This is a genomic window from Paralteromonas sediminis, assembly GCF_003820355.1.
GTDB lineage: Bacteria > Pseudomonadota > Gammaproteobacteria > Enterobacterales > Alteromonadaceae > Alteromonas_F > Alteromonas_F sediminis.
This window is the reverse complement of sequence record NZ_RPOK01000001.1, coordinates 275,172-290,038: the sequence shown is the minus strand read 5'-3', so window position 1 is coordinate 290,038 and position 14,867 is coordinate 275,172. Positions and strand designations below refer to the sequence as shown.

Sequence of the window (14,867 nt, the reverse complement as noted above, 5' to 3'; positions counted from 1 at the left end):
AAACAAAAACAACGCTTTTAATTGACATAAAGCCAGCTTTTTATGACCACAGCGTAGATTGATATTCTATATACAACATGGGTAAGCAAAGATGTACTGCTGTAAATGGAAATTGCTTCTTGTGGGATTTTCATTTGTCAGTCTCATGCATTACACTGCGCCCTCACAAAACATTTGATAAAAAAGGAATTCAGCGTGTTATCTAATATCAAAAAAGCATTCAAACTGGCAGCTCTGCCTATCGCTCTCACTGTGAGCAATGCTGTTTGGGCAGATTCATCAGTGTGGAAAGTCAGTAAGGGCGATGCACATTTGTTTGTGGGCGGTACAGTTCACCTATTGCCGGCCGATCAGTTTCCTCTGCCTGAAGAATTTGAAAAAGCCTATAAAGCATCTGAATCAATTGTACTTGAGGTCATCGACCTTGACCCGCAATCGCCTGAAATTCAGCAAAAGATAATGGCTAATATGATGTACCAGGATGGTCGTACTTTACAGTCTGTACTGTCTGAAGAAACCTACCAGCAACTGGCCAAAGTCTGTGCTGAATATGGCATGCCTATAGAAAACCTTACTATGTTTAAACCCGCACTAATCAGCATTATGCTAACCATGGCGGAATTCACCAATTTGGGCATGGCGGGTGAAGGTGTTGATAAGTTTTTTGAAGAAAAAGCCAAATCAGACAACAAAGCACGCAGTGGGCTAGAGACCATCGATTATCAAATTTCTGTGATTAGCAGCTTTGGTGAAGGTGTTGAGGAAGATTTTGTCAAGAAAACGTTAGCAGATTTGCCTAAAACCAAGGAAATGTTTGGCGGCCTGATAAAAGCCTGGCGCGCCGGTGACATGGATTCACTCCATGCCATTATGGGCGAAGCCATGTTAGGTTACAGTGAAGAGCTTTATTACAACCTTTTGGTCAAGCGTAACAACGATTGGGTTCCCAAAATAAGTGATATGTTAACCACAAAAGAAGTGGAATTTATCTTGGTTGGTGCTGGCCACCTTGCAGGCGAAGAGGGCGTATTGCAACAGCTTATTAATAAAGGCTATACCGTAGAGCAGTTGTAAGCTAACCCACATGACGCCAGTGCAATACTGCGCTGGCTATTCAGGGCTTGGTGACTATTGCCATCGGGTCCCATATTTTGCGCAAACCGTACTTATCAACATCAAACAAGTCCTCAGGATAGTACACCTCAGTATTAAATCCCGCCTCGCGATAGCGATCAAAATAGTCTTTGCCCGGCTGATGTACGTGATTCATTTTGTCTGGAGAGAGAGGGTACAAATCAGCCGTTTTTTCTATTGGATAAATGGGGACACTAAGCGCTGCCTTAGCCCCTGATTTGAGTACCCTGAATATTTCACCGATAGCTTTGCGATCATCAGGAATATGCTCTAAAACATGTGCACAATAAATAAAGTCAAAAGTATCATCCTTGAATTCAAGCTCCGTTAAACTCATTTTTTTTACTTCAATACCTTCAAATCTAGCATCAATGTAAATGTCTATTGCTGTGTACGATTGCGCGTTTTCTCTCATTCGAGATACTAAAAAAGGCTCGGGCGCAACATGCAAAATAGCCTGATTTGGTGCCGGTAAGTTAAAGTGGTCAAGCGTTAACCAAGCACTTCTATGGCGGTGATGGCTTTTGCAGCTAGGACAAGTGCAGTCTTTGTGCAATTGGCGGGAAGGATCATCTTTAAACTTTAGATTTTGAGGTAAAAACTGATCGCCTTGCCAGCCGCATATCGGACATGTACGCATAGATGCTTTTCTTTTTGATGAAAAATTTGTTGAAATGATAAAGCGTTGAAAATCAAGCTGCAAGCTCCACTAAACACTGTCAAAGTGCATATCGACTATACTCTAAATAATTTAAAACTTATTAAAGATATCAACGTATTAGATTATTAATTCTTGTTCTCTTTCAATGCAATCAAAAATGTACAAACGAAAACTGTTTTTCTTTGGTGCCACAACTGCGCTTATTCTTTTTATTGTACTTATTTCTACTGCGGCCTCGGCGCACCTAATTCGTGAAAATCTGCAGCAAAGTAGTATCGCGCAACGCTTGCTATTAGAACATCAGCAAATATCCAGCATTTCCTACCGGCTGTTTAAACAGCTAACTGATGAAGTCATATTCGGCGATACAGCTAATCAGGCACATGTGCGCAACAAGCAAGCCCTTATAAAACAGTCGATGGAGAACATCCGCCAGTTAGAGATCGAACAAAGGCTAGCCTTGGGAAAGCAATTTACTCAGGGCAGCGTTGAAGATACTGATGAGCTTGAGAGCTTAATTAATAATATTATCGATGAGTTTCAAGAAGTGTTAAAACTCAATGGTTCTGCGCCACTCAGTAAACAAGATCGTCTGCGCAGTTTATTAGAAGTAACTATAGATAATGAATTTAGGGAGTCAATCAATACGGCTGTAGCCAGACAAAGTAGTGTTGTTGCCGCAATCAATGCGCGTATCGCCGCGGTAAATAGCAGTATTGTATGGTTTGCATTTGGGTTAGGCTGTATCGCTTTACCACTTCTAACTTATGGCTGTTACTGGTTGTTTAACCAGCTTTATCACCCACTTGTAGTGTTAAAAAATGCCACTAACGCTGTCGCCGCGGGCGACTATGAACAGCCAATTTCAGAGAATTTGGACCAGGAATTCCAAGAGTTATCATCCGCGATCAACCAGCTTGCCAAGCGACTTAGACAACATGAATTTGAAGCTGAAAAATCCCGAAAAATGTTGAAGTATGAGGTTGAACAACGCACGAGTGAACTGACTAGAGCCAATCAACAACTGACTACAATTGATGTCAGAAGAAAGCAGTTTCTTGCCGATATTTCTCATGAACTAAGAACGCCGTTAACTATCATTCGAGGGGAAGCTCAGGTAACACTACGACTTAAGTCTCCTGATATCGATGACTATAAGGAAACTCTAACATCGATTTTAGAGCAGTCGGTAAACCTTACCCGTTTGGTCGATGATTTGCTCTTACTTGCTCGGGCAGAAATGAATCAATTGCAACTGGCCATCATACCGGAACCAATTATTCCTATGCTTGAAGCCGAAACAAGTAAATGGCAAAAATTATACACAGACAGAGATATCAGACTTATTGATCAGACAGGCCATGCTTCAATTAGCATTTCTATTGATAAGCTTCGTATTCAGCAGGTCCTGTCTATATTAATTGATAACGCTGTTAAATATTCAGCGGCGGGCCAACCTGTGTTATTAACAGTGAATCAAGAAAATAGCTGGTGCACGATTGCTATACACGATAAAGGGTGCGGTATTTCTGCCACAGAAATCGAAAACGTATTCGAACGCTTTGTTCGCTTTAGTAAACATAACGATGGTCTGGGGTTGGGGCTACCTATTGCGAAAGCTATTGTTGAAGCGCATGACGGTTATATTCATGTTGATTCTACTCAGGGATCAGGTTCCACTTTTTCTATTCGGCTGCCTGTTTTTGAAGGAGAACAGCAATGAATATACTGCTTGCAGATGATGAAGAACCACTATTAAAATTCCTCAATAAAGGGTTGGTCGCTGAAGGCTATACATGTACCACTTTGACGATGTTGCATGAAGTACTTCCTTTTGTTCGAAAACATACTCCAGACATCCTTGTACTTGACCGACTGTTCGGCAATGAAGACAGCGTAACAATATTACCTTCAATAAAATCTTTACCCTCTCCCCCACTAGTGCTGATGTTAACAGCGTTAGACGAAGTAAATGAGCGCGTTAAAGGATTACAAGATGGCGCTGATGACTATTTGTGTAAACCATTTGATTTCGACGAATTATTGGCGAGGATCACCGCACTTGGGCGCCGTTTGAGGGCAGCACCAACTCTTCATGACAAGTCGATTAGTGTCAGCAACTTAACACTTATGACCGAAGAGCGTGTCGCACACTTGTTTAATAAAGAACTGCCCCTTACCAGGATAGAGTTCGAATTGCTGCTTTATCTGGCAGAAAACCAAAACAAAGTATTGTCACGAGAACGAATATTGAGTCGGGTTTGGAGCACGCAGAGTGACCCACACACTAACATCGTGGATGTATACATAAGTAGATTACGAAAAAAGCTCGCAAATGATACAAACTTGAATGTTCAAACGCTTCGAGGTAACGGTTATAGACTTGACTGTGCGCTGATCCAATGATCAGGGTGCTTTATTTGCAAATTTTAATGTTCTTTTAATGTTGGGTTAAAGTCTTTTTCAGAAGACATCAATACAATCTTTTCCGTCTTAAGAAAACGAGAAAGGTTGTATTAATGAACACATTCAAGAAACGGTATATATCTGCGCTGCTTGCAGCGTCATTCACAGTTGCCCCTTTCGCTCAGGCCTTTCAAGAAGGCGATATACTTGTTAGAGCAGGCCTCGCTACCGTGGTACCCGATGACGCTACATCTAATGTTTTCGTTGGCAGTGATCTAGGATTCGGTCTTTCTGTTGATAACAATACACAGTTGGGACTTACGTTCGCCTACTTTTTCAAAGATAACTGGAATGTGGAAGTTTTGGCGGCTACACCGTTCAAACACGATGTTAACTTTGCAGTAGCAGACCCACTTGGTACAGGCAATCAGCTCGGGGAAGTTACCCATTTGCCGCCAACGGTTACCGTTAACTATTACTTCATGGGTTCCACAAGTGCGTTTCAGCCCTATGTAGGTGCAGGCATAAACTACACCATTTTCTTCGATGAAGAATTCACTGACACAAACAGCGGTGCAGGCCTGCAGGACTTATCACTGGACGATTCATTGGGTTTGGCTTTTCAGCTGGGAGCCGACTACAAAATCGATAAAACCTGGTTTATCAACGGTGCTATTCGCTGGATAGACATTGATACTCAAGCAGAGTTCAACCTAAGTGGCACACCGGGCAGAGTGGATGATATTCAAATCGACCCTATGGTGTACACCTTGTCTGTAGGATACCGCTTCTAGCGGATTCTCACTCGCCCCGCCGATTAGGGTTGCGGGGTGATTTATCAATAAAACATAAATTAAAGTATTTAATTCAGTCATTGGAGACTATCATGAAAAAACTAGCTCTTAGCACATTGGTCGCGTCTTCTTTCGCAGCCAGCAGCGTATTCGCCACCCCCATTACTACGGCTGAAGTTGAAGCTGCGCAAAAGGCCTGGGGTGAAGGTATTGTCAAAATTGGTAAAGCGCGAGACGCCAAAAAAGCGGCAATCGCACACATCGACGAGTTTTACAACTTCGACCATGGTCAGGTTTTATTTAAGCCAACACTGGCTTCCGTAGACCAGTTCCGAGGAACTAAAAAGGAAGCATTGTCTTATTTCATCGGTCAGGATATGGCTGAAGACAAGGGCTTTGCCCTGGCGCCGTACACGAATGTTCGTTGGGAAAACGAAGGCATCATTACTGATGGTGATTCTGCCAAAGCAATGGGGAACTACTTCTTTACCAAGACAAATGGTGACGTAGTGAAGGTTGAGTACACATTTGCCTACACAAGAGATGACGAAGGAAACGTTAAGATTAATGTTCACCACTCATCATTACCATTCGCGGTCAACTAGGGACAGACAAACAGCATAAAGTTACACAAATTTTGAAAAAATCCCGATATATTCAAAGGCGCTCAATAGAGATTAGGCGCCTTTTTACTATAAAAGTTACTGACAAAAAGTGACTTGGAAGCGGGCCCCAAATTACCTAAACACAGGGTTGCAACTCTTTCTTTTTGACATTGACTTCTCCTATTCAGACAATTGCAAGCGATTGAAAGACTTCATCGTTGTTAGTCGCTCTCAACACCCTACTTTCTGCCGGTAAAAAACAGTCTTTACAAGGACAAGGGTAAGTCTCAACATGTACTTCCATAAACCTTAGCCATTGGTTTTGGATATTGCGTTTTCTAAAAGCTCGGAGCATTCATGAATTTTGTTATTGTCGGAACCAATTTCATAAGCGATACCTTTCTAGAGGCAGCTAACACGCTTTCAGATTTCCATCTATATGGCGTCTGCTCTCGCCAGCGGGAAACGGGCCAGTCTTTTTTGGCTAAGCACAATTGCGAACATGCAAAAGTTTTTACTTCCGTTGAACAGGTTTGTGCCGACCCGAATGTTCAATGCGTGTATATTGCCTCGCCCAATAGTTTTCATGAACACCAAGCTGTGATGTGTTTATCAAGTGGCAAGCATGTTCTTGGTGAAAAGCCGTCTGCCGCCAATAGCCGTCAACTGGAGAATATCATCAAGGCTTCTGAATCCAATAATTGTCTGTATATGGAAGCCTTAATGACAACACATCTTCCTAATTTTAGGCGCATCGAAGAGGCCATTGTTAAGATAGGTAAAGTGCGCAAATACATTGGGCAATTCAGCCAATACAGTTCCCGTTACGACAAACATAAGCGGGGAGAAAAGGTCAATACGTTTCTACCAGACTATGCCAATGGCGCGCTAGTAGATATAGGCATCTATCCGCTGTATACCGCAGTGGCCTTGTTTGGAAAACCGGAAAGCGTATTAGCCAGCGGTCTAATGCTGGATAGCGGTGTCGATGGAGCAGGCGATCTGATCCTGCACTATCCAGATAAACAGGCAGTGATCAGCTATTCAAAAATAAACAATGGCGATAACATATCAGAAATTCAGGGAGAACTTGGACGTATCCAAATTAGCGGGCCTTCACTACTTGAACAAGTAGACCTGTACCTCAATGACGGTACACATGAACGGTTATCAGAACAATGCAATGACCATTTCATGGCTCATGAGGTAGAGCACTTTATAGCGCTGGTTGCCGCCGGAAAAACACAGTCTCCAATAAATACCTTTGAATTATCTCGCCAAGTAATCGCAATACTAGATGATGCACGCGCCCAAATTGGCGTAATTTACCCTTCAGATAGCGAGTGAACAGCGCTTTTTGGCTATAGCTAAGTTTCAAATGCTTTGATTAAAGTGTTTGAAAAGTGGAGTTAGCTGCGCTGCTGAAGGTCCAATACGCGGCATCCCGTTTTCATTAGTTTTTGTCTTGCCCCCCTCTTTTCAACACCTTAGAAAATATTTTTATATTGAAGATATAAGTTCACACTAAACAATTTTTTAAATTAATTAAAAAAATTGTGTGAGGTTTTTGTCGAGATTGCGAATCATTGGTTAACTACATTAATTTGGGAATAAGTAAGCGCCGGTGATGAATATGGATACTGCAATCATTTAACAGGCGAATAAGGCATTTAGACTTGAACTATGAACAGGGCCAAACAATTGAGACAAGTTAAATGAACATTGATCGGCATAAGATGTACTTGGACATCTTAGAAAAGCACAAGGGCATTGTGTTTAAAGTCGCTCGATCATATTGCAGCAATGAATTTGACAGAGAAGATTTAGTACAAGAAATTCTCGCTCAAATTTGGCGCTCGTTAGACACCTATAATGACAACTTTAAAATTACGACCTGGCTGTATCGAGTAGCGCTAAACGTTGCCATTTCCTTTTACAGAAAAGACAAGTCGTCCGCATACAAACACACAGAAATGGAAGACAAATTGCTAAGTTACGACATGAATAAGGAGAGTGAGCATGAGCAGAATTTGAGTGAATTATACGAATTCATTAACGGACTAAACGACATAGATAAAGCAATATTAATGATGTATTTAGAAGGTGAAAGCCAGTCTGAAATTGGGACAAACCTAAATATTACTACTTCTAATGTCTCCACCAAAATCAGTCGAATTAAACAAAAGTTAAGTCAGAAAAAGGCTTAGTGACAAGAGGAAATCTGGTATGAATTTAGATCAAATGCAATCTATGTGGCAAGTACATAGTGAAAGACTGAATGAATGTATGAGTCTGAATAAAACACTGCTTCATAAGATACAATCAAAAGGTCACAAAAGTGAATTGAACAAGCTGATTTTTACAGGAGCAATTGAAGGTTTTGTATTTTTCTGCATTGTATTTTCATTGGGTAGTTACATGGCCTTGTCTTGGGGTTTAACTGCACCGGTCATATCAGCCTTTGTACTCAACGTATTTGCGATAGTGGGGTTAGCTGGGAGCGTCGGTCAAATCGTGCTGTTAAGTAAGATAGACTTTTCCAAACCGATTAAAGAAACACTAAACGATCTTATTGCTGTAAGGACGCATAGCTTGAACGTTTTCAAACTGCTAATTCTATCTGCACCATTCTACATGGCTTATGTATTTTTGGGGTACGACCTTGTTTTTGGTGTTGATTTATTCACTCATATGACTAACGAAACAAAAATTGTATTCGCAATAGTTGCCCTTTTACTTGGACTTCTGGTGGTGCTTCTTATTAACAAGCTCAAACCAGAAAATCGGGGTAACAAGTTAATTGGTTGGTTATATCAGGAAGTATCAGGCCGTAGGCTAACACACTTGTTAGACCAGTTCGAAAATATGGAAAAAGACTGAATCGTAAGGTTAGTTAACCTGGTTTTTAATATAGTTTATCAGAAGAGGTATTTATGAGCAGTTCAGTAATTGGTGGTGTGGTGGTAGTTATGATAGTTGTAATAATTGCTATTGCAGCGACAAAACGTAAAAAATAGCATCTACTGTATTTTTTATAATATTCAAATAGTTAGCAAATCATCGCGGTATTTAAATCATAGCCTCACTGCCGTCGGTTTTAGCCACGCACGCTTTGCTCGTCATTTGGAATTTATTTCATCTATCGGGTTAATTGATGTGCTATACGATGAGGTTGGAAAATTTTGGCTAACGATGTAATAAATTGGGTGAGCTTTACGATACAGATTGTTGGCTTATTGTTGATTACTATTGAACTCTACTTGCCGCCTTTGGCTGAACGCCTAAAAACCTTCCTGGAAAGTGTACAGTTTCGATTATTTGGTAGACCAGCAACAACACAATACTGGAATTGGGTAGCGATAGGTTCATACATCGCTATTTGGGTAATTTCAGTAGCCACGGTTTCCCTCATGGAGCCCTCAATGAGTATCGTAGCAAATGTAGCGTTTACAATATTCACTGTGTTTTTAGGGACAGTGTTTTTTGTTAGTAAAGTGTTTGTCAAACTAGGCATTGTATTAGGCAGGGGAAACGCAATAGGCGGCGTTGGACTCGTTTTGGCTTTAATGGGATTCACTATAGAGTTGTCTAGAATGTTTTTTGTTTAGAAACTGGACAATGATATTTAACTACAGGGGAAGTACTTGACTCATAGCACACGGAAAATACATGTGAAAATAATGTCAGTCTTGGTAACAATACTAATATTGATGAGCCTTTTGGGTAATACCGAGGCTGCTGATGTGCGTGAAAAGCCATTATCACAGCAGGAAATCACTACAGCTGTAAAAAATTTAATCAGCTTGATTGAGCAGGATTATATTCATGAAAATCTAAGTGAAAAGGCCGTTACAGTATTATCGGCAGCACTTAATAGGGGTGAATTTAATGGATACTTTCCTTATCGACGCTTTAAAATCAAATTAGAATCTATGTTGTTTGAAGTTACTAGAGATTCTAACTTTGAATTACGCTTTCGTTCCGGGTTGTCAAAAACGAATGTAACGGCTGATGAAATTATACCGGGCGCAATCCATACAATGATGCTCGATAATAACATTGGTTATCTGGCGGTCGATGGCGATTTAATCGATGATTTTTGGCAAACAGAGCTGGATTTTGCTATGACTGCGTTGTCTGACAGTAGAGCGTTAGTTATCGATGTAAGAGATGCAGGGTTGAGTACACTAGCATTCTCTCAACATATCCTAAGCTATTTTCTGCCACCAAGTCAGTTTTTGTCTAAAGTTTCTCTGGCGCATCAAGAGCATATTGAACTGCGATCAAAAGAAATCGAAAATCCGATAAATCAGAATGTTGAGGTCTATATTGTGACCTCACCTTTTGTGGCTGGTGCTTGGGAATTTATTGCCTATACCCTACAGCAAGCAGGTCGCGCAACTATCGTTGGAAAGCCAACTATTGGATTGGGGTTTATGACAGTTACGAAGCCACTGAGCGAACAATTAAGCATAAAGATGGCATATGCGAAGATGATAAATCCTAAAACGCAGACTGATTGGCAGGAAGAGGGGGTTGTGCCGGATGTCCAATGTGGAGCCGAAGAGGCAATAGCAGCAACCCTTTCATTAATTTCTCAAACCATACCTACTCAATGTGATTGAGCAAAAAAATCACTTTGGCCTTTTCGTTAATCTGAAGAAGCTTCGCAGACTATCGTCTCCGCAACCTGACTAAAGCAATGACTAAACCCAGCATAACAACAGTAGCAGGGGCAGACACTACCGATGTTGTGAAGCTTACATTATCCAGTGTAGCGTTGAAATAAAACAGATTATCTTGCTGTTCAAAACTAATTCGAACACTTTGGCCCCCTAGTGGCTGTAAGAGAGCAGTGAGATCAAAGCTTCTATTATTTGGGCCTGTTTGTAGAAGAACATCATCTGGGTTGGTAGAAAATACCTCGCCAATTAATCCACCGTTGAGGTCTTCTACAAGAACTCGCCACTCTTGATTAGGATCTGAATAAGTTCCAGCAGCATTTCTAATGCGGTCACTCCAGCTGAGTGTGGCTGATGAAAACAGTGACGGCAAATTTACGATCTGATACAGATTGTGAAAACCACCTCCACTTTGGAAGCTCACAACATCAAAAGCACCGTCTATAGGCGACAATGGAAGACCTGGCCCAGTAGGGTCAAACGTACCATTGTTGATAGCCCAACCACCTGAACCAGTGTTAACGTTCGTCCACCCTGTTAAATCACCTGTTTCAAAATCACCATTAACAATATGCTCTGTAGTAATCAATGAAGCGCCGGCTGAAACTGGAAGCAGTAAAAAAACAAACATTGCTATTAACTTTTTCATATTAATTCTCTTATAAAAGTCGAAGAGCTGAAATTGGCTATCGCTTGAATAATTATAAGCACATTACATGCCACAGAAAAAAACAAGATAAAACAATTACTTAAAAATTTACAAATAAGAAGGTTTAAAACTGTGTAAAAAATATTGACAAAAACTTAATATTTTAAGTCTGCAAAACTCTCGCGTTTTGGGGGCATAGCAACATTGGATAGTGGAGTTGGCCGATAAGCCGGGTTCTGTCGTGGGCAACCATTCCTCTAGACCAGCCATTGCTGACTGGTTCAAGCAACCTACCCGCTTTCCGCACGGGCCGTGCGTATTGAAAGCCTATTTGGTCTTGCTCCGGGTGGAGTTTACCTCGCCACAAACTGTTACCAGTTGCGCGGTGCGCTCTTACCGCACCCTTTCAGCCTTACCGGCGGATTGCTCCGCTTAGGCGGTCTACTCTCTGCTGCACTTGTCGTCGGCTCGCGCCGCCCAGACGTTATCTGGCACCCTGCCCTGTGGAGCCCGGACTTTCCTCCCCTCCGCTACCCAAGTTGTTTTGTATTCAACATCGCACCGAAAGCGCTTTGTCAGTACGAGGCGTATACGATTTATAAGACGCAGTAAACCCATCCATGGGGGCTCTGCCTCGGCATCCATGCCTCGGAAGCTTATAAATCGTATACGCCTCTCCCTGACACACTTTCGGGTGTTAAGAGTTATTAAAAAACAACTTGGGTAGCGGAGCAGCGGTTGCCTGGCCAACTCCGCGGTGGATTATATATGAAGGTGGCTATGGGTGCCTAACTTTCTATACACACTTTTTTCAAAGTACGAAATTTCATCACATTATGTCTTGCAGTGATCACCAACTGGGCTATAGTGGTTTTGAAAATACTTTCATTTCACACATTAAAGGGAATTAATATGAAAAAACTCCTGTTTGTTTTGTCCATTACCCTCTGCGCTTTTGCTTCACATGCCAAAATAGAAAAAGCGCAATTGCCATTTATCAACTATGTGTCTTTACCGGTGGAAGTCGCGCCTGGAGTCAACATCACCACTGCTGGCCAACTTAGGATCCCCAGAGATGCAAAGGGGCCCGTACCGGCGGTAATCCTCTTACATACCACTGCAGGTATCGACAGCACAGGCAGCTTTTACGCCAAGAAATTGAACAACGCGGGCATTGCCACTTTAGAGCTTGATTTGTGGGGTGGACGAGGCCTTAGTGGCGGCGCGACAAGCCGTCCTGCTGCTCCCCAGGAAACGCTGCCCGACGCCTACACGGCATTAGCTTATTTGGCACAACGCCCAGACATAGATGCCAACAAGATTGGTATTATGGGGTTTTCATGGGGAGCAGTAGTTACTATGTTAACGGCAACTAAGCAATATGATGATTTAGCCGGTCTTCCGTTCAAATTCGCCGCTCACGTGGCACACTACCCCATTTGCTATGGCTACAACAATGTACCCGGTTTTGAATTTGAAAACCTAACCGGCGCGCCTGTGCTAATACAGTCAGCCGAGCTTGATCACTACGATTTTCCGGGGGCCTGTCCACTTATGGTGAGTCAGATACCTGAAGCTGACCAAGCAGTGGTTGAAGTGATTGAATATAAAAATGTGTTTCATACCTGGGATCGCCTTGAGCCAGAAATTGAGGTGTTTGACCCGGTAGCATATCTTGGCGTTGGCGGTATGGTGACGTTAGCGCCAGATAAAAAAACCGCGCGAAAATCGCGTAAGAAAGTGGTTAAGTTTTTTACAGAAGTATTCGAAACAAACTAAGCAGTGCCAATAAAAAAAGCCCTCACTACGAGGGCTTTTTTATCGTTGAACGCAAAAATAACAACGTTTAATTTGGCACTACGGCGTTATGGTATACATCCTGAACATCGTCACAGTCATTTAGCATATCCATGAATTTTTCGAACATGGGCATGTCGTCTTCGCTTATATCGACGTGGGTTTGAGGAATGAAGCTAATCTCTTCAGCATCAAATTTAATATCTTCCATCGCATCTGTCAGGGCAGTTTTAACCGCGTAAAATTCTGTGTGAGGTGCATAAACGGTGGTTTTTCCGTCTTCTACCTCAACATCGGTTACGTCTACATCTGCTTCCATAAGAATTTCAAGAATGCCGTCTTCATCATCGCCTTCAAACTGAAAAATCGCTTGATGATCGAACATATGTGACACCGCACCTGGCGCACCAATTTTAGCTCCAGTCTTCGTGAAGCAGTTGCGTACATCTGTAATAGTGCGGTTGTTATTATCGGTAAGGCAATCAACGATGACCATGCAGTTGCCTGGACCAAACCCTTCGTAGCGCGCAGGCACAAAATCTTCACCCGCACCACCCGCTGCTTTGTCAATAGCTTTGTCGATCACGTGACCGGGCACCTGATCTTTTTTAGCTTTATCCATTAAACGACGCAATGCTAAATTGGCATCGGGATCGGTGCCGCCGTTTTTTGCACAAACGTAGATTTCTTTTCCGTACTTTGAGTAGACCTTTGTTTTTGCGCCGGCGGTCTTCGCCATGGCGGCTTTTCTTACTTCAAACGCTCTTCCCATCGGGATTCTCTTCTTTATGTAGCAATGTTAATCGATTAGCACGTAATTTTACCCAGTGCAGGCACCTTAGGGCAAATGCTCTTTCTTTAAATACTCTGTTGATTGCATCTCTTGCAGTCGACTCAGGCAACGTTTGAACTCAAACGACAAGCGCCCGTCCGTGTACAAGGATTGCATTGACACCTCTGCAGACATAATGAGTTTGACATTACGCTCGTAAAATTCATCAACCATAGCGATAAAACGTCTGGCTACATCGTCATTTTTTTGCCCCATCTGCTTCACATTCGCCAGCAACACAGAATGGTATAACCGACTCAACTCAATGTAGTCAGACTGTCCACGTGGCCCGTCACATAGGCTTTCAAAGGTGGTCATCAGCACACCATCTGCATTTCGTAGGGTAGCAATCGGCCTGTTATTGATCTCAATATCTTTGCCCACGGTGCCTTCTTCCGGCGCCAGCTGTGTAAAGTATGTGACCAGATTAGTCGTAGCAACTTCGTCCAGCGGATGGTGATAAATCTCAGCCTGTTCAAGGGTGCGCAAACGATAGTCAACGCCGCTATCAACATTCACAACATCAGTATATTGATTAAGTAAATCTATTGCGGGTAAAAAACGCGCGCGCTGCAAACCGTTTTTGTATAGCTCATCGGGTACGATGTTCGATGTTGCCACTAACACGATATTGTATTTGAACAATGCCTCAAGCAAAGTGCCAAGGATCATTGCGTCGGTAATGTCAGACACAAAAAACTCATCAAAGCAAATAACCCGCGCTTCCCCCGCGATTTTTTTAGCGATGCTCTGCAGCGGGTCCTGTCTGCCCGCGGCGTGTTTCAATTCGTCATGAATACGATGCATAAAACGGTGGAAGTGCACACGCATCTTTTGCTCGAAAGGCAGGCACGTATAAAAGGTATCAACCAAATAGGTTTTTCCGCGTCCCACACCACCCCAAAAGTATAAACCCTGAATTGGCGTGCTTTTCTCTTTTTTTCCGAACAGCGCCTTTATCTTCGCGCCAAATTCCATTTTTTCTTGCGGCTTGCTCAAATCTTCATATAAACGCTGCAGGTGTTTCACCGCATTTTCCTGCGCTTCGTCGTAACTGAAATCGTCTCTTTTTAAATCAGACTGGTACTTTTCCCACGGCGTCATCGCCTTCTTATCTCCCACGTTCAGTTATTTTATTTGACCAATTTAGAAAAGAAGTGGAAGAGGCTTTCTTTTTTACCTTTCCGGGACACGGATGCTGAGGTGGCGCCCCTATAGATGGGTTCACAGCATGGTAAAAAAGAAAGCCTCTTCCACTTCTTTTCGTGTTTCTGGCCTAAAATAACTAGAATACTGCCCCGACCTGC

Annotated in this window: 15 protein-coding genes and 1 other RNA gene; 11 read left to right on the top strand and 5 right to left on the bottom strand. The window is 42.4% G+C overall.

Annotation, left to right across the window (positions count from 1 at the left end):
- Positions 1 to 195 precede the first annotated feature (195 nt).
- A complete protein-coding gene (locus DRW07_RS01350) occupies positions 196 to 1,074 on the top strand; it encodes a TraB/GumN family protein (RefSeq protein WP_165870355.1) in 879 nt (292 codons plus the stop codon).
- Positions 1,075 to 1,114: 40 nt separating this feature from the next.
- Here DRW07_RS01350 and DRW07_RS01345 read toward each other — a convergent pair whose 3' ends face one another.
- Positions 1,115 to 1,774 carry a class I SAM-dependent methyltransferase gene (locus tag DRW07_RS01345; RefSeq protein ID WP_124026088.1) on the bottom strand — a complete coding sequence of 220 codons (660 nt, stop codon included), beginning with the start codon at positions 1,772 to 1,774 and terminating at the stop codon, positions 1,115 to 1,117.
- Positions 1,775 to 1,952: 178 nt separating this feature from the next.
- On the opposite strand from DRW07_RS01345, the gene DRW07_RS01340 reads away from it, so the two are divergent.
- The 9 genes from DRW07_RS01340 to DRW07_RS01300 all read left to right on the top strand — a co-directional run bounded on the left by DRW07_RS01340 (position 1,953) and on the right by DRW07_RS01300 (position 10,225).
- Complete coding sequence (locus DRW07_RS01340) at positions 1,953 to 3,518, top strand: sensor histidine kinase (protein WP_124026087.1); 1,566 nt, start codon at positions 1,953 to 1,955, stop codon at positions 3,516 to 3,518.
- Positions 3,515 to 4,201, top strand: coding sequence for a response regulator transcription factor (locus tag DRW07_RS01335; RefSeq protein ID WP_124026086.1), 687 nt, complete (start codon positions 3,515 to 3,517; stop codon positions 4,199 to 4,201). The genes DRW07_RS01340 and DRW07_RS01335 overlap by 4 nt, the downstream gene beginning before the upstream one ends.
- A 113-nt stretch (positions 4,202 to 4,314) precedes the next feature.
- Positions 4,315 to 4,995, top strand: coding sequence for an OmpW family outer membrane protein (locus DRW07_RS01330; protein ID WP_124026085.1), 681 nt, complete (start codon positions 4,315 to 4,317; stop codon positions 4,993 to 4,995).
- A 92-nt stretch (positions 4,996 to 5,087) separates the two neighbouring features.
- Positions 5,088 to 5,600 (top strand): hypothetical protein, encoded by a 513-nt coding sequence (locus DRW07_RS01325; RefSeq protein WP_124026084.1) that lies wholly within the window; start codon positions 5,088 to 5,090, stop codon positions 5,598 to 5,600.
- A gap of 357 nt (positions 5,601 to 5,957) precedes the next feature.
- A complete protein-coding gene (locus DRW07_RS01320) occupies positions 5,958 to 6,947 on the top strand; it encodes a Gfo/Idh/MocA family protein (protein ID WP_124026083.1) in 990 nt (329 codons plus the stop codon).
- Between the two features lie 368 nt (positions 6,948 to 7,315).
- Complete coding sequence (locus DRW07_RS01315; RefSeq protein WP_124026082.1) at positions 7,316 to 7,807, top strand: RNA polymerase sigma factor; 492 nt, start codon at positions 7,316 to 7,318, stop codon at positions 7,805 to 7,807.
- Positions 7,808 to 7,826: 19 nt separating this feature from the next.
- Positions 7,827 to 8,480 (top strand): hypothetical protein, encoded by a 654-nt coding sequence (locus tag DRW07_RS01310; RefSeq protein ID WP_124026081.1) that lies wholly within the window; start codon positions 7,827 to 7,829, stop codon positions 8,478 to 8,480.
- A gap of 302 nt (positions 8,481 to 8,782) precedes the next feature.
- Positions 8,783 to 9,208 (top strand): hypothetical protein, encoded by a 426-nt coding sequence (locus tag DRW07_RS01305; protein WP_124026080.1) that lies wholly within the window; start codon positions 8,783 to 8,785, stop codon positions 9,206 to 9,208.
- A gap of 72 nt (positions 9,209 to 9,280) precedes the next feature.
- Positions 9,281 to 10,225, top strand: coding sequence for a S41 family peptidase (locus DRW07_RS01300; protein ID WP_124026079.1), 945 nt, complete (start codon positions 9,281 to 9,283; stop codon positions 10,223 to 10,225).
- Between the two features lie 49 nt (positions 10,226 to 10,274).
- Here DRW07_RS01300 and DRW07_RS01295 read toward each other — a convergent pair whose 3' ends face one another.
- Together DRW07_RS01295 and rnpB are read right to left on the bottom strand one after the other, a co-directional pair.
- Positions 10,275 to 10,931: a hypothetical protein gene (locus DRW07_RS01295; protein WP_124026078.1), complete on the bottom strand. Its 657-nt coding sequence runs from the start codon at positions 10,929 to 10,931 to the stop codon at positions 10,275 to 10,277.
- A gap of 209 nt (positions 10,932 to 11,140) precedes the next feature.
- Positions 11,141 to 11,489: RNase P RNA component class A (gene rnpB / locus DRW07_RS01290), an RNA gene on the bottom strand.
- A gap of 354 nt (positions 11,490 to 11,843) precedes the next feature.
- Between rnpB and DRW07_RS01285 the strand changes: the two genes are divergently transcribed.
- Positions 11,844 to 12,710, top strand: coding sequence for a dienelactone hydrolase family protein (locus DRW07_RS01285; protein WP_124026077.1), 867 nt, complete (start codon positions 11,844 to 11,846; stop codon positions 12,708 to 12,710).
- Between the two features lie 67 nt (positions 12,711 to 12,777).
- Here DRW07_RS01285 and DRW07_RS01280 read toward each other — a convergent pair whose 3' ends face one another.
- Positions 12,778 to 13,500 carry a YebC/PmpR family DNA-binding transcriptional regulator gene (locus DRW07_RS01280; RefSeq protein WP_124026076.1) on the bottom strand — a complete coding sequence of 241 codons (723 nt, stop codon included), beginning with the start codon at positions 13,498 to 13,500 and terminating at the stop codon, positions 12,778 to 12,780.
- Positions 13,501 to 13,566: 66 nt separating this feature from the next.
- Positions 13,567 to 14,664: a cell division protein ZapE gene (zapE, locus tag DRW07_RS01275; RefSeq protein ID WP_124026075.1), complete on the bottom strand. Its 1,098-nt coding sequence runs from the start codon at positions 14,662 to 14,664 to the stop codon at positions 13,567 to 13,569.
- Between the last annotated feature and the right edge of the window lie 203 nt (positions 14,665 to 14,867).

What these genes read in the sequence shown, in the direction of transcription:
- DRW07_RS01280 (WP_124026076.1), bottom strand. Translation starts at nt 13,500, where the DNA reads ATGGGAAGAGCGTTTGAAGTAAGAAAAGCCGCCATGGCGAAGACCGCC.
- DRW07_RS01300 (WP_124026079.1), top strand. Translation starts at nt 9,281, where the DNA reads ATGTCAGTCTTGGTAACAATACTAATATTGATGAGCCTTTTGGGTAAT.
- zapE (WP_124026075.1), bottom strand. Translation starts at nt 14,664, where the DNA reads ATGACGCCGTGGGAAAAGTACCAGTCTGATTTAAAAAGAGACGATTTC.
- DRW07_RS01340 (WP_124026087.1), top strand. Translation starts at nt 1,953, where the DNA reads ATGTACAAACGAAAACTGTTTTTCTTTGGTGCCACAACTGCGCTTATT.
- DRW07_RS01285 (WP_124026077.1), top strand. Translation starts at nt 11,844, where the DNA reads ATGAAAAAACTCCTGTTTGTTTTGTCCATTACCCTCTGCGCTTTTGCT.
- DRW07_RS01320 (WP_124026083.1), top strand. Translation starts at nt 5,958, where the DNA reads ATGAATTTTGTTATTGTCGGAACCAATTTCATAAGCGATACCTTTCTA.
- DRW07_RS01330 (WP_124026085.1), top strand. Translation starts at nt 4,315, where the DNA reads ATGAACACATTCAAGAAACGGTATATATCTGCGCTGCTTGCAGCGTCA.
- DRW07_RS01310 (WP_124026081.1), top strand. Translation starts at nt 7,827, where the DNA reads ATGAATTTAGATCAAATGCAATCTATGTGGCAAGTACATAGTGAAAGA.
- DRW07_RS01295 (WP_124026078.1), bottom strand. Translation starts at nt 10,931, where the DNA reads ATGAAAAAGTTAATAGCAATGTTTGTTTTTTTACTGCTTCCAGTTTCA.
- DRW07_RS01325 (WP_124026084.1), top strand. Translation starts at nt 5,088, where the DNA reads ATGAAAAAACTAGCTCTTAGCACATTGGTCGCGTCTTCTTTCGCAGCC.
- DRW07_RS01335 (WP_124026086.1), top strand. Translation starts at nt 3,515, where the DNA reads ATGAATATACTGCTTGCAGATGATGAAGAACCACTATTAAAATTCCTC.
- DRW07_RS01345 (WP_124026088.1), bottom strand. Translation starts at nt 1,774, where the DNA reads ATGCGTACATGTCCGATATGCGGCTGGCAAGGCGATCAGTTTTTACCT.
- DRW07_RS01315 (WP_124026082.1), top strand. Translation starts at nt 7,316, where the DNA reads ATGAACATTGATCGGCATAAGATGTACTTGGACATCTTAGAAAAGCAC.